Origin of the sequence: Ligilactobacillus salitolerans (assembly GCF_003864415.1) — a bacterium.
Lineage (GTDB): Bacteria > Bacillota > Bacilli > Lactobacillales > Lactobacillaceae > Ligilactobacillus > Ligilactobacillus salitolerans.
The window spans coordinates 1-14,332 of the sequence record NZ_BFFP01000032.1; the positions used below are offsets into that span (position 1 = coordinate 1).

The 14,332-nt window shown below is 43.1% G+C and carries 13 protein-coding genes; 8 read left to right on the forward strand and 5 right to left on the reverse strand.

Annotated features, from left to right (window positions below; translation table 11 throughout):
* Positions 1-197: 197 nt before the first annotated feature.
* Positions 198-2,081, reverse strand: a complete 1,884-nt coding sequence (asnB, locus tag LFYK43_RS08955) for an asparagine synthase (glutamine-hydrolyzing) (protein ID WP_124977532.1) — start codon at positions 2,079-2,081, stop codon at positions 198-200.
* Positions 2,082-2,455: 374 nt separating this feature from the next.
* Between asnB and LFYK43_RS08960 the strand changes: the two genes are divergently transcribed.
* Together LFYK43_RS08960 and LFYK43_RS08965 are read left to right on the forward strand one after the other, a co-directional pair.
* The gene (locus LFYK43_RS08960; protein WP_124977534.1) at positions 2,456-2,740 is read left to right on the forward strand and encodes a hypothetical protein; all 285 of its coding nucleotides are present in this window, start codon (positions 2,456-2,458) and stop codon (positions 2,738-2,740) included.
* 209 nt (positions 2,741-2,949) lie between these two features.
* Positions 2,950-3,798, forward strand: a complete 849-nt coding sequence (locus LFYK43_RS08965; protein ID WP_124977536.1) for an alpha/beta hydrolase — start codon at positions 2,950-2,952, stop codon at positions 3,796-3,798.
* Positions 3,799-3,931: 133 nt separating this feature from the next.
* On the opposite strand, the gene LFYK43_RS08970 is transcribed toward LFYK43_RS08965, so the two are convergent.
* The gene (locus LFYK43_RS08970) at positions 3,932-4,735 is read right to left on the reverse strand and encodes a Cof-type HAD-IIB family hydrolase (protein ID WP_229718010.1); all 804 of its coding nucleotides are present in this window, start codon (positions 4,733-4,735) and stop codon (positions 3,932-3,934) included.
* A gap of 556 nt (positions 4,736-5,291) precedes the next feature.
* Here LFYK43_RS08970 and LFYK43_RS08975 point away from each other — a divergent pair.
* Both LFYK43_RS08975 and mazE read left to right on the forward strand, forming a co-directional pair.
* Complete coding sequence (locus LFYK43_RS08975; protein WP_124977538.1) at positions 5,292-6,932, forward strand: peptide ABC transporter substrate-binding protein; 1,641 nt, start codon at positions 5,292-5,294, stop codon at positions 6,930-6,932.
* Positions 6,933-7,329: 397 nt separating this feature from the next.
* On the forward strand, positions 7,330-7,554 hold the full coding sequence (mazE, locus tag LFYK43_RS08980; protein ID WP_124977540.1) for a type II toxin-antitoxin system PemI/MazE family antitoxin: 225 nt from the start codon (positions 7,330-7,332) through the stop codon (positions 7,552-7,554).
* A gap of 226 nt (positions 7,555-7,780) precedes the next feature.
* Here the strand turns inward: mazE and yaaA are convergent, their stop codons facing one another.
* From yaaA to LFYK43_RS08995, 3 genes are all read right to left on the reverse strand, one after another.
* Entirely contained in the window at positions 7,781-8,521 is a 741-nt protein-coding gene (gene yaaA / locus LFYK43_RS08985) for a peroxide stress protein YaaA (protein WP_124977542.1), read from the reverse strand.
* Between the two features lie 86 nt (positions 8,522-8,607).
* Positions 8,608-9,507, reverse strand: coding sequence for a YitT family protein (locus tag LFYK43_RS08990; protein WP_124977544.1), 900 nt, complete (start codon positions 9,505-9,507; stop codon positions 8,608-8,610).
* A gap of 76 nt (positions 9,508-9,583) precedes the next feature.
* On the reverse strand, positions 9,584-10,036 hold the full coding sequence (locus tag LFYK43_RS08995; RefSeq protein ID WP_124977546.1) for a GNAT family N-acetyltransferase: 453 nt from the start codon (positions 10,034-10,036) through the stop codon (positions 9,584-9,586).
* Between the two features lie 175 nt (positions 10,037-10,211).
* Between LFYK43_RS08995 and dhaK the strand changes: the two genes are divergently transcribed.
* From dhaK to glpK, 4 genes are all read left to right on the forward strand, one after another.
* Entirely contained in the window at positions 10,212-11,207 is a 996-nt protein-coding gene (dhaK, locus tag LFYK43_RS09000; protein WP_124977548.1) for a dihydroxyacetone kinase subunit DhaK, read from the forward strand.
* Between the two features lie 163 nt (positions 11,208-11,370).
* A complete protein-coding gene (gene dhaL / locus LFYK43_RS09005; protein ID WP_124977550.1) occupies positions 11,371-11,958 on the forward strand; it encodes a dihydroxyacetone kinase subunit DhaL in 588 nt (195 codons plus the stop codon).
* Positions 11,955-12,323 (forward strand): dihydroxyacetone kinase phosphoryl donor subunit DhaM, encoded by a 369-nt coding sequence (gene dhaM / locus LFYK43_RS09010; protein ID WP_124977552.1) that lies wholly within the window; start codon positions 11,955-11,957, stop codon positions 12,321-12,323. Before dhaL ends, dhaM begins: the two co-directional genes overlap by 4 nt.
* Positions 12,324-12,790: 467 nt before the next feature.
* Positions 12,791-14,293: a glycerol kinase GlpK gene (gene glpK, locus LFYK43_RS09015; RefSeq protein WP_124977554.1), complete on the forward strand. Its 1,503-nt coding sequence runs from the start codon at positions 12,791-12,793 to the stop codon at positions 14,291-14,293.
* Positions 14,294-14,332: the final 39 nt, after the last annotated feature.

A 14,332-nucleotide genomic window follows, 5' to 3' on the forward strand; every position in this document is an offset into this window, starting at 1 on the left:
AAGCTAATATTAAGTTGGGTCATATCATTTTCTCCTGTTCAATTTTTGTGTCTGCGAAACCACATTGATTGTATCATGGAAATGATATGATCTTTCTTTTTACACAATTATAAGGGCACAACTCCAAAGAAGGGGCCGAAGATCAGAGCTTGCGCTAATAAAAAAGGCTTCCGTTTAAATAAACGGAAACCTTTTTATTAGCCTGCGTGTTTGACAGGCTTTTTCGGTGGTAAAACAACTCCATCGTCTTCTGGGAAGAAGAGCTGGTACCACAAGATGAATGTGTAAATTGTAAAAATTTTTTGCATGCTTGATTTGCCATTGATATGGTCTTGCAAGATTTTCATTAACTCATCAGTGTTGAAGAATTTCTCAGCGACTGGTGAAGTGAATGCATCTTCGATCCGCTTACGATACTTGTCTTCTTTGATCCAAGAAGCGATCGGAGACGGAAAACCTAATTTTTCTTTATTCGCAACTTCGTGCGGCAATTCACCCTCAGCGGCAGTTCTAAGAGAGATCTTGGTCTCTTCCCCACGGATCCGTGTCTTAGTCGGCATTGTAGCGGCAAAAGCTGCAATTTCCTTATCAACGAGTGGTGTCCGGACTTCCAAGGAGTTAGCCATACTCATCCGGTCAGCCTTATGCAAAATGTCATAGGGCAGCCAGGTGTTAATATCAAAGTACTGCATCTGAGTGATCTCATTTTTACCTTTGACATCATCAAAAAGATGCTTGGTATAGGCTCCTGAATCAACGTTGTTTTCCGGATGTTTCATGACCAGATCGCGGTCATGCTTATTGAAGACATAGTTGACCCGGTAGTAGCGCTCAGAAAGCGGCTGTGCTCCCCGGACCAAAAAACGCTGGCCGTGAAAACGCGGACGGTTAATGACTGCTTTGCTTAACAGCTTGCGGATCGCGCCAGGGACGTATTTTTGGTAACGTTCAAATGGAACTGCTTCTAAATAAGTGTTGTAACCGCCGAAGAATTCGTCAGCTCCTTCACCTGATAAAGCAACTTTGACATGCTTGCTGGTTTCTTGAGACAAGTAGTACAGCTGCATCGCCGAAGGGTTGGACAATGGTTCATCCATGTAATACATGATGGTTGGCAGAATATCGAAATAATCGTCGCCGTCCATCGTAATAGGTGTATTTTGCTGGTTGATCCTCTTGGAAAACTTTTTGGCCCAATCGATCTCGCTGTATTTCGAATCGTTAAAGCCTAAAGTAAATGACTGGATCGGTTGCTTCTTAGCGGCTTCATTCAAAACGTAACTCGAATCGATCCCACTGGATAAGAAGCTGCCGACTTCAACGTCGGCGATCATATGAGCGTCAACAGATTCGTCGACCTTTTTTGCGATGGTTTTAGCATCGGCTTCGATCGTCTGGTTGTTGTCAATGTGGTCATAGTTGTATTTAAAGTAGCGTTTGATCGTGGTTTGACCGTCTTTATGAATGAAATAGTGGCCAGGGACCAGTTTATAAACGTTTTTGAACATCGTTTCCTTAGAAGGAATAAATTCAAAACTTAAATGAATCGGGAGTAGTTTTTCGTTGAATTCTTTGACGAAATTGGGGTGATCTAAGAATGCTTTGATCTCAGAGCCCCACATAAAGGTCTGATCATCGTCATAATAGTATAGAGGCTTAATACCAAAGTGATCACGTGCGCCAAAAATTTGGTTATTTTTCTTGTCGTAGATCACAAAGGCAAACATGCCGCGGATCTTTTGCAGCAATTCAGCACCCCAAGCATCATAGCCATGTAATAAAACTTCAGAATCAACGTTTGTCGTGAAGTGATAGCCTAAATTTTCCAGTTCCTGACGGACGATCTTATAGTTGTAAATTTCGCCGTTAAATGTGAGGACACTTGAATTTTCCTGATTCTTCATCGGTTGTTGTCCATGGTTCAAATCAATGATCGAAAGGCGACGAAAGCCTAGAGAAACTTGGTCATCGACATAATATCCTTCATCATCTGGCCCACGGTGTTTGATTCGGTTAGCCATGTTAACGATGGTATCTTTGTTTGTGTTTGCTTGGTTAATGAAGCCAACAAAGCCGCACATAGTCCCACTACCCTTACTTTAGTTTGATGAATATTTTGTAAAGAGGTTATTTTCTAAAATAAACTCTAAAATATTATTATACAATTATTGGGTGTGAAATACAAGACTTAGACTGATTCTTTTCAGAAAATCAAGTTTGTTTTACTGTGTCAGAGCGCGATTAATTCAATTCAAAGTTAAAATTTTTATTGTTATTCAGTAGTTCATTTTGAGAGATGCTCGATTTGTCATTTATTTAATTTAATGCCCATAAACATAAGACAAATGTTATACTGAAGGCGAAAAATATCAGTTATGAACCGAGCAAATGGCGAATGGCGGGAAGTGAAAATACGTTTGAAATTTTTGATTCACGTTTGAAGGAGGCTATTAAAATGCGTGATTATTGGAATTTAGTCAACGAGTGTGTTGACCTAGGAGACCAGATCAAGAATGAACATTTTTGCGATGCACGGATGCTGGCAAATAGGTTGAATATTTCCCTAAATACTTTTGCTAAGCGTTTTGTAAACTTACCCAAGTTCAAGTCTGGCGACATTGATCACCCGGAGAAATGGGGAGATGCTGTACTATGCAAGTATCAAGGGATCCTTTTCGTCCGGATGAATCAGACTGTCAAAAAGGCGCTGAATAACTACCTGCATGCCAAAGAATTTTAAGTGGTGAAACTAGTCGGTCTAAAAAGTGTCAAAGCAGCTGCCAGTTTGATTTTGGCAAGCATTTGCCGGAGTTAGTGAAAAGGTTTTGAACAATTTAACTTGAAATTTCCGGTCAAATCTCAGATAATTTCATTTGGATGGTCCAGAATTAAGACCCGTTCTGGACCAGCTTGATGTTTCAGAAAAAATTTGATTGGGAGTTTTCATAAATGAAAGAGACTATCTCCATCGGCCAAGAACGCAGCGGGTTATGGCAAGATACTAATGTGACTTATGCCCAAGTTCCTGGCTGGTTAGGACACGCAACACGTGATTTGAAGCTGACGGTTATCAGGCACTTTGAAGAGCAGGCCAAGCCAATGCCTTTGCTTGTTTGGTTTGCAGGCGGCGGGTGGATGGATGTTGACCATAATATCCACTTGCCCAATCTGGTCGATTTTGCGCGGGCTGGCTTTGTTGTGGCTAGTGTTGAGTACCGCCACAGCAACATTGCGAATTGGCCGGCACAGCTGGAAGATGCTAAAGCTGCAATTCGTTATCTAAAAGCACACGCCGACAAATATCAAATCAACAAAGAAAAAGTGATTGTCATGGGAGAATCTGCTGGTGGTCATTTGGCCAGCATGACAGCTTTAACCAGCGGGATGACTGAATATGACAAGGGTGCCTATTTAGAAGAAAGCAGTGCAGTTTGTGCTGCTGTTCCGTGGTATGGAGTAGTTGATCCCTTATCTGCCAAGCAGAATAGCGCTTCTAATGACTTCGACTTCGTTTATCGGAACCTGCTCGGGGCTGAACCGGAGGAAGACGCGCAATTAGACGCAAAGGCTGATCCATTAAGCTTTGTTGAACAAAATCAAGTTCCTTTTCTGATTTTACACGGAACGGAGGATGAAGTTGTTCCAGTGGCTGATTCAGAGCAGCTGTATCAAAAGCTCATTGAAAATCAGCATCCGGCCGACTTGATCGAACTGCAAGGGGCTCAGCATATGGATCCGGCATATTTACAACCTGAAGTGAGTCAATTGATCATCGATTTTATCAAAAAGCACGTCTGAATAGGCAGCTGCTGAGGTAATTTTGAGATGCGTGTGTTCACATAAAAATCCTGCTGCAAACCTTAATTTTGTTTGCAGCAGGATTTTTTCGTGGTTAGGTGAAGATCAAGAATACAGTTGGCCTTAAGTGCAATCAGATGAGGGCGTCGATATAGCTTAAGACGCCTTGCTCGTTATTACTTCCTGTTGTATGGTCAGCTATTTGCTTGATAGAGTCTGACGCGTTAGCGACCGCTACACCATCACCGACCGCGGTCAACATCTCTAGATCATTGCCGCCATCGCCAAATGCGCACATATGTGTCAGAGGAATGTTTAATGTTTTTGCCAAAACTTGTAGACCGTTGGCCTTGTGGAGTCCGGGCTGGATCAGATCGAAGTTGCCGTTCCCGCTGGTCGTTAGGTCAGCTATACCGTGGAGCTTTTTGGTCACTTCTTTTTGGAATTCTTCCACTTCGCCGCCAAAATAATTAAAAGAAAATTTCAAGATAGTGTCATCAACTGCGGCAAAAGTCGGGACTTGCTGGAGATGATGGTAATATTTTGGCGCATACTTAGCGAATTCAGGATCAGCAGAAGCTAAAATATAGGCACTCTTGACACCGCTGATGACAAGATTCTGCGGTATTTCTGGGTACCGGGAAAGCGCTTTTAAAATTTTGGCGAATGAGTTTTGTGAAAATGATGCGGTGCGATATTCTTCATGCTGATTGCAAATATAAGCTCCATTTTCTGCTATATAAATGATGTCTGGATATTCTGCAAAGAAAGACCGCAACTGATAATATTGATTGCCGCTGGCAACAACGAAAGGGATGTTTTTTTGAGACATCTTTTGATAAAGCTGGGCAAATTTTGTCCGGTCATAATCCATCTGATCATTTAAAAATGTGCCATCCATGTCGGTAGCGAATAATTGGTAGTTCTCTGGGGTCACAAGATCTCCGCCTTTCTTTGAGCTGTTTGGTTAGAATATACTGTACTCATTTTGTATTATACTGGACCATATTTGAAAAGATACTTTTATTTTTTTCTGTGCCTAAGTTCTGCGAAAAATGCAGACTACCTTAACACTAGCAGCGCGAAGAGAGAAAATATTGCTGCTCAGACGAAAAAGTGCGGCCTTTTTAACTTGACTTTCATCATTCCTTTGCTTATATTAAAATTATCTAAGAACGGGAGGTTATCATTGTGACACTTAAATCAGTTAATGTTCAAATGTGCTGTTGCTGTACGTTGCGTCTTGCGCGATGTTCGGCCTGTTAAGCGTTGACTTTTACTGTTGTTGCAATGATAAAAGTCCAAGTTTGACAAGTAAAATGGACGAAGCCTAGACGCGAGAATTCTAACCGAATTGATCGCGTCTTTTTTTATACCCAACTTCATCTATTTTACTAGCCGCCAAACAAGCTTTATTTCGTTAGAACTTTTTCTTTGTAATGGCACGTGCTGTTTTTAAATATTTGACCAGATTTTTGAGGGGGATTTTTTTGATGAAAAAGATACATAAATTGTTGCTGCTTGTTTTTTCTGCTGCTTTAGTCTTCGTTTTAGCTGCTTGCGGACAGAAAAAATCTAGTGACCAAAGTGACAAGCAGACGTTGAAGTTAAGTACAGATGCACCGCTGGATACGATCGATATTTCTAAGTCCACGGGTTACGGCCAGACGGGCAACGTTTTTGAAAGTTTTTACCGCTTAGGCAACAAAGGTAAAGTTACTGCCGGTTTAGCCAAGAGCAGTTCGGTTTCTGCCGATGGCTTGACCTGGACCTTCAAGCTGCGCTCAGCCAAATGGAGCAACGGCGACAAGATCACTGCCCAAGACTTTGTTTATTCTTGGCGGCGGACTCTAGATCCTAAAACCAAGTCACCATATGCTTACCTGTTCAGTGGTATCAAAAACGCCGATGCAATTGTCGATGGGAAGGCTAAACCAGAAACAGTCGGGATCTCAGCCCCCGACAAGCAGACTGTTAAAATTCAATTGGATAAGCCGATCGCGTATTTCCGGAACTTGATGGCTTACCCATTGTTTGGACCTCAGAATGAAAAAGTTGTCAATAAATACGGCAAAAAATACGGGACTCGCTCGCAGTACATGGTATATTCCGGACCATTTAAGATTCAAAATTGGACCGGGACCGGCAACAAGTGGCAATTTGTCAAGAATAATAAATATTGGGACAGCAAGGTCGTTAAGCTTAAAAAGATCAACTATACTGTGATCGCTAATCCGACAACCGGGCAGGAACTGTATGAACAAAATAAGCTTGACTTAACGCCGTTGACCAGTCAGCAGGTTAAAAACTTCAAGAATAAAAAGGAGTTCAAACAATACCCTTATTCTCTAGTCAATTACGTCAAGTACAATTTTGCTGATAAAGACGCTGCAAAACGCAAGGCAATGAATAACAAGAATATCCGCTTGGCTATTTCTCTGGCAATTGACCGTGATGTTTTGACCAAAAAAATCTTAGGCGACGGCTCAGCCACTCCTAAAGGTTTTGTAGCTTCTGAACTAGCCAAAGATCCAAAGACAGGCAAGGATTTTGCTGACCAGCAATACGTTAAGAATACCGTTGACGCTAATACTAAATTAGCTCAGCAGTACTGGCAAAAAGGCTTGAAGGAGATCGGACAAAAGAACTTGAAACTGACTTTATTAGCTGCCAATGACAGTTCCAACAGCAAGGTGATCACAGAATACTTGCAGTCACGCTTGCACAAGATCTTGCCAGAGTTGGATATTGAGGTCCGCAATATCCCGGGTCATTCAGCAACGCAAAGCGCGGATGACGGGAATTTTGACCTTTATCTCTCAGGCTGGGGCGGTGACTTCAACGATCCGATCACTTTCTTGCAGACGGCTATGAGCAATACTTCCTATAACCAAGGCAAGTATTCTAACGCAGAATATGATAAGCTGGTCAAACAGGCACAGGATCAGGATGCTAATGATCCAAACAAACGCTGGTCTGATTTGGTTCAAGCCACTCGGATCCTCAATGCGGAACAGGGGATCACTCCTATCTACCAGCAGGTCACAGCTTACTTGCAAAAATCAGATATTAAAGGGATCATTCACAACACCGCTGGTACCCAGTGGAACTACAAGTACACCTATAAAAAATAGTTTTGAAGCTGACTCAGATGAGCGGATGAATTATTAGCTGATGAAGCGGCCCGCAGTTATTAGAGCTCTATGTCTAATAACTGCGGGCTGCTTTATTTTTGGTTAGGTTACTGCCAACAACTACGATACCTAATTGTTTACTTTAGCAATTACTTCTGCTTCAATTGGTAAAATGGAGTAATCAGTTGGAGTTTAAGCAAAGACCAACCAAAAGGTGATTATCTGGTCGCATTTTTTGAATGTAGTTGAACTAAAAGAGTCGCAAGGCTTTACCAGTTAACCAAGACCAATGACAATTAGAGGTTATCATGTAGTGTTCGGCAAGGAAAGTAACGATAGTCGCTAAAACTTGGTTTAAAAGCCAATGTTTAATTTTATAATACGAGGAAGTGCTGATATGGCTGTCACAGCAAGAATACAAGGCAATGCCGTTGTAATTACTTTACCAAAATCCTTAAACGTTGAACCAGGCACAAAGTTTGATACAATTAACAACCCCGACGGCACGATCATTTTAAAACCAATTGCGGAAGTACCTGATACTTTGGAAGAGCTGCTGGCGGGCTGGAATGAAAAATATGCGACTCCCGCAGATCTGGAAGATTGGGACGATCTACACTGAACAAATTCGTTCAGTTGATTTTACCGTCAGACATTGGGAAAAAGTCGAAAAAATTCCAGCAGATTTGTTAGATGAAATAAGAAAAAAAGCAACCTTAGTTTTACAATAGAACCAGTTGCTTAATAGCTCGCTATTTCCAAAAAAGAAGATACACAAATGGCGGCCCGCAGTTATTAGAGCTCTCTGTCTAATAACTGCGGGCCGCTTTATTTATATCTGAGCGATTTTACTGTGCAATAAAGATGAGTTTGGCAGCCGTTGATCTCTGGGGGTCAAACGAATAAGTCGGTGACTGAAATTTGGCCAGCTGGTCGACTTTTGTCACATGTTCTTCGGCAATGAAACGAACCATCTGGCCCCGGGCAATTTTGGCAGGAGTGGCTCTGGTTTTCAACTTGCCTTCGACCAAGTGAGCAAAGGTGACCTCGATGAACTGATCGTTAGCCTTTAAGTAAGGAGTGAGCGCGCGTGAATACTCTTTAGAAGCCAGGTTGATAATTGGACCGTGACCAGCCAAAGCAGCATAAAGACGAGGACCCCAGAAGGCATAAAGATCAGCTGAGTCTTTGACTTGAAGCTTTGCTCCCATTTCTAATCGATAGGGAGCGATCCCGTCAAAGGGACGCAAAATTCCGTAGAAACCGGAGAGGATCCGCAGTGTTTCTTGCAAATAATCTAAGGCAGGGCCGCTCAGCACGTCGGGTGCCATATACTGATATTGGATCCCGGAGTAGCAAAATAACGCTGGAGTTAGTTGTTTTTTTAAATCGATCTGATGCAGCATTTGGTAATTGACTTGGGTCAGCTGCTCACTAGTCTTCCATAATTTTTGGGCTTCTTGATAAGACAACCGTTGCATTTTGTTAAGAAGCTGCTTGGTTTCATGCAAATATTGCGGTCGACTGCGGATGGAAAAATCATCTTGATCAACGACCATTTTTTTGGCTGGCGAAATTATTACGCGCACAATTGACACCTCGAATTGATTTCTGCTATTTTTCAAACTGCGAAAACGAAGCTGAGCTCAATGCTTCTGGCCAGCGCCGTTAGTGACTATTTATTTTTGGACCGTTTTTTTATCAGGCGATTCTTGGGTCGGCGGTAGGTGAAGCCTTCGCCCGCCGCTTCGTTGACACTAAAGGAAGTCATAAAGGCTGTCGGGTCGATCGAAGAGACGATCTCTTTTAGCACATGGAGTTCACTAGGTTCGACGGCTACGTAAAGTGTGGGGCGCGGATCATTAGAAAAAGCGCCCTCAGCATGTAAGATCGTCACACCGCGATCCATTTCCTGCATGATCGTATCGGCGATCTCACGGTGATGCTCGCTAATGATCAGATTGCCGCGAGCTTCGTAGGCACCATCGATCGCAGAGTTGATCAAGCGGGTCGCTACGTAAGAATAAAGCAGCGTATAGGCCATGTGCCGCAAGTCAACGTAGACCAGCGAGATCGTTAGGATCACAACATCCAGCCAAAGTAAGGTCTGCCCCATCGGGACACCTTTAAAGCGTTCAAACATCCGGGCAATAATATCCGTACCGCCGGTTGTACCGCCGAAACGGTAGACGATCCCTTGGCCGATACCGCCGCAGATCCCGGCTCCGATCGAAGCTAAGAAGAGGTCGTGGTCAATGTTGATGCTTAACGGGACTCGCTGCCAGATCCAAAGCATGATCGATAGTACGATCGTGCCATAAATCGTGTAGATCAAAGCTTGCCGTCCTAAGTAGCGGTAGCCCATCCAGATCAGCGGAATGTTGAGCAGCAATGTGGTATAGGCTGGATCAAAGTGGAAAACGGCTTTAATGATCAAAGTTACACCGCTCAAGCCGCCGTCTGCTAAGTTATTTGCAATATTGAAAAATACTAAAGAAAAAGCAAAAATCGAACAGCCAACCGCGATCATGATCAGGTCAAGAATGCGGATGGATTCTGATTTTTTTTCTGCCAAGAAAGCCACCCCCTTTCAAAAATTCTGCTTATATCAATTCTAGCAGATTCAGCCAGGGAAAAATATCTTTTGTTATCTAATCGACGGATAACAGCATGTCGGTATGAGGAATGCCGTCTTCCAAGTATGAAGGAGAAATCGCCTGAAAACCAAAGGAAGAGTAGAATTTTTTCAAATGAGTTTGAGCTTGGATCTGGACATCTTGGTGCGGGTAGAAGTGTTTGATCTGGTCCAATGCAGTTGAGACGATCTGGCGGCCAAAGCCTTGACCGCGAAACTTCTGGGCCACAAGCACTCTTCCGAAACTGATATGAACCTGATCATCATGCCAGACCACACGGCTATAAGCGATGAATTCATCCTTGTTTTTCAAAAAAACATGGAGGGCAGTTTGATCTTTCTGATCGACTTCCTGATAGGGACAGTTTTGTTCGACAACAAAGACTTTGACCCTTTCTTCCATGATCTGCAGTAATTCTTGCGGGGTCAGCTGGTTGGTAGATTTGACAATTAATTGGATATTTTCCATTGATGAGGTCCTCCTCTAAAAGCAATTGGCGCTTAAAGCAATTATAATACGAGCAGTCTATTTGCATAGGATCGGCCGCTAGAAGTAAGATTTAAATAGTTTTATAAGGGTAAACTTTGCAATCGCTTTATTTATATTGATATTGTACAATGAAAACGAAAGGTGTGAAGAATACATGAAGAAAATTATCAACGATCCAAGTAATGTTGTTCCTGAAATGGTAGATGGACTTGTTCGTTCTTACCCGCAGTATTTACGCCAGCTGCCTGATACACAAGCTGTTGTACGTGCGGATGAAGATTCAATGGCTGATAAGGTCGGCATAGTTTCTGGCGGCGGTTCCGGCCACGAACCGGCTCATGCTGGTTTTGTCGGTAAGGGCATGCTGTCCGGCGCAGTTTGCGGTCAGGTCTTTACATCACCAACACCCGACCAGATTTATGAAGCAATCAAAGCTGCGGACCATGGTAAAGGTGTCTTTTTAGTTGTGAAAAATTACTCTGGCGATGTGATGAACTTTGATATGGCTAAAGATTTAGCTGAAGTCGATGATATTGAGACGAAAACGATCGTCGTCGATGATGACATTGCCGTTGAAGATAGTTTGTACACCCAAGGCAAACGTGGTGTTGCCGGGACTATTCTGATGCACAAAATTTTGGGAGCTGCCGCAGACAAAGGGGCAAGCTTAGATGACCTGGAGAAGTTGGCGCAAGAAGTTTTGCCAAACTTGAAGACCATCGGGATCGCTTTGCACGCAGCAACGGTACCAGAGGTTGGTAAACCGGGCTTTGAGTTGAAAGATGATGAAATCGAGTATGGGGTCGGGATCCATAGTGAGCCGGGCTATAAACGCGAGAAAATCAAACCATCTAAAGAAATGGCTGAGGAATTGTTAGGACAAATCGACAAGACCTTGAATTTGGATGGCAGCAAAAAGTATGCGGTGCTGGTCAATGGAATGGGAGCAACACCATTGATGGAGCAGTATATCTTTGCGCATGATCTGTTAGATTTATTGAAGGAAAAGAAGATCGAACCGGCATTTATGAAGGTTGGCAACTATATGACATCGATAGAAATGGCAGGATTATCACTGACGATCTTGGAGCTAAAGGATGATCAGTGGTTAGATTACTTGAATTATCCGGTAGAAACGATAGGATGGTAAAAACAGAGCGGAAACAAACGGGAGAAAGTGAGCACTAGCAAGCTGCGACATTAGAGTGTGGGTTTGGCACTCTGATGTCACAGTAGGCTAGACGGAACTTTCTGTTTGTTTCTCGGAACCTGATTATAAACGACCAATTCGAATTTAAGAGAGGCGGATCAAGATGGCATTAACAGTAGAAAACTTAACAGAATGGATCAACTCATTTGCAGCAAAGATCGCAGAGCAAAAAGATTATTTAAGTGAGTTAGATACTCCGATCGGAGATGGGGACCATGGTAATAACATGGCTCGCGGCGTTAAAGCGGTACAAGAATCTTTGACTTCCAAAAAGCCGGCTGAGTTAACCGATGCTTTTAAGCAGATCGCGATGGCTTTGATCAGTAAAGTCGGTGGTGCCTCAGGTCCACTTTATGGGACGGCCTTTTTGGAAATGGCTAAGAAAAGTAAGGATACTAGTGATTTAACCGAGCTTTTTGCAGCGGCAGCAGCTGGGATCAAAAAACGCGGCGGTGCTCAGGTTGGTGATAAGACGATGGTCGATGTCTGGGATCCGTTAGCAGAGAAGATCAAAGCCGGCAACTTGGCGCAAGCAGACGTGGATGCAGCGGTCAATGCTACTAAAGATCTGGTTGCTAAGAAGGGACGGGCTTCATATTTAGGTGAACGTTCAGTTGGTCACCTGGATCCGGGAGCAGTCTCAAGCGGCTACCTCTTTGCGGCGTTAATTGAAACGGAGGGGATCTTATGAGTTTAGGTATTACAATCGTTTCTCACGTCCCAGATATCGCAGCTGGTCTGCCTAAATTACTGAAGCAGGTTGCAGCGGATGTTCCGATCACTTTTGCCGGCGGGACCGACGATGGTGATATCGGGACAAGTATGGAAAAAATCAGTCAGGCTTTCGAGGATAATGCTGCAGATGAGATCTTAGCCTTTTATGATTTGGGCAGTGCTAAGATGAACTTGGAGATGGCAGAAGAAATGTCTGACAAAACGATCCATCTTTATGATACGGCCTTGATTGAAAGTGCCTATACAGCAGCATCACTGCTTCAAGCGGATGTCCCTTTGAAAGACGTTGAAGAACAGCTAAAACCTTTAAAAGTTAAGTAAATAACCATTTTCGAATAATGCTCCTCCTTTTGTGTAAACTGCTGAAGGGAGGAGCATTTTATGTCCATGTTTAAATCAGCTGCGATAAGCTGTATGCTTTGTCAACTAAATCTGATTTCGCTATAATAATTTTGCAAGCGTTTTACAAGGCGACTGACTTTCAGAAAAAAGCAAGGTGAAAACCATGACATAAAAATCCAAACGATTATTTTGGCTACTGCTTGGCAACCTGATACTCGGCAATTTCACAAAGAGAAAAGAAAAATCAAAAAAATATTATGTGGGAATAAATGCCTCAAAATCAACAAATATAAACTATAGTTCGGTTAGCCTAAACAAATATTGTAAGCAATGCTATTGTCAAACTTCAAAATGAGTTTTATAATAACATAGTTAATTAAAGTAAACGGTTTCTTATCTAACTTAGAATATTTCAGGTATAAACCTAAAAATTAGGAGGAGTTCTAATGGCAGAAAAATATATCATGGCGATCGACGAAGGAACAACAAGTACACGTGCAATCATTTTTGATCACAATGGTAAAGAAGTTGCTGATGGGCAACGCGAATTTACTCAGTACTTCCCGCAATCAGGGTGGGTCGAGCATGATGCAAATGAAATCTGGAATGCAGTTCAAGCTACAATTGCGGATGCTTTTATCAACTCAGGCATTCAACCAGACCAAATCCAAGGGATCGGGATCACTAACCAACGTGAAACCACAGTGATCTGGGACAAGAAGACTGGCTTGCCGATCTACAATGCAATCGTTTGGCAGTCACGTCAAACCAGTGAGTTGGCTGCTAAGCTGATCGATGACGGCTATTCTGATTTAATTCATGAAAAAACCGGTCTTTTGATCGATCCATACTTCTCAGCAACTAAGATCCGTTGGATTTTAGATCACGTTAAAGGAGCTCAGGAACGTGCTGAAAAAGGCGAACTGCTCTTTGGAACGATCGATACTTGGCTGACTTGGAAACTGACTGGCGGAAAAGCCCACGTTACGGATTACTCCAACGCTTCTCGGACAATGCTCTTTAACATCCATGACCTGACGTGGGACAAGGATATCTTGAAGATCTTGAACATTCCAGAATCATTGCTGCCAGAACCAAAAGGCAACTCTGAAATTTACGGTTACACCATGGAATATCATTATTACGGCAGCCGTGTTCCTGTTGCCGGGATGGCCGGTGACCAGCAATCTGCTTTGTTTGGCCAATTAGCCTTAAAGAAGGGCATGGTCAAGAACACATACGGCACAGGTTCATTTATTCTGATGAACACAGGTGAAGAACCGATCATCTCCAAGAACAACTTGTTGACAACAATTGGCTACTCGATCAATGGCAAGGTCAACTACGTGCTTGAAGGTTCTGTCTTCGTCGCAGGTTCTGCTTTGCAATGGCTGCGTGACGGGATGAAACTGATCGAGTCCGCACCTCAATCAGAACAATTCGCCAATGAATCAGAAAACGACGATGAAGTTTACGTTGTGCCTGGCTTTACTGGTTTGGGTGCTCCTTACTGGGATCCAGAAGCTCGTGGGGCAGTCTTTGGCTTGACCCGTGGGACAACTAATAAAGACTTCATCAAAGCTACTTTGCAATCATTAGCCTACCAAACACGCGACGTGGTTGACACGATGAACAAAGATACTGGGATCGATATTCCTGCTTTACGTGTTGACGGCGGTGCTGCACGGAACAACTATCTGTTGCAATTCCAGGCAGACTTATTGGATACACCAGTTGAGCGTGCGGGCAACTTGGAAACAACAGCTATGGGTGCTGCCTTCTTGGCTGGCTTGGGCTGTGGTTTCTGGAAAGACACGGATGAATTGAAAGATATGTTCGAAGTCGGTAAGAGATTCGAACCTGAAATGGCTGCAGAACGGCGTGACCACTTGTATGCCGGCTGGCAAGAAGCTGTTAAAGCAACAAGAACATTTAAACCTGGCAAGTAAGATTTAGGCTGACTATGACCAGATAAGCAAGAGAGAGAA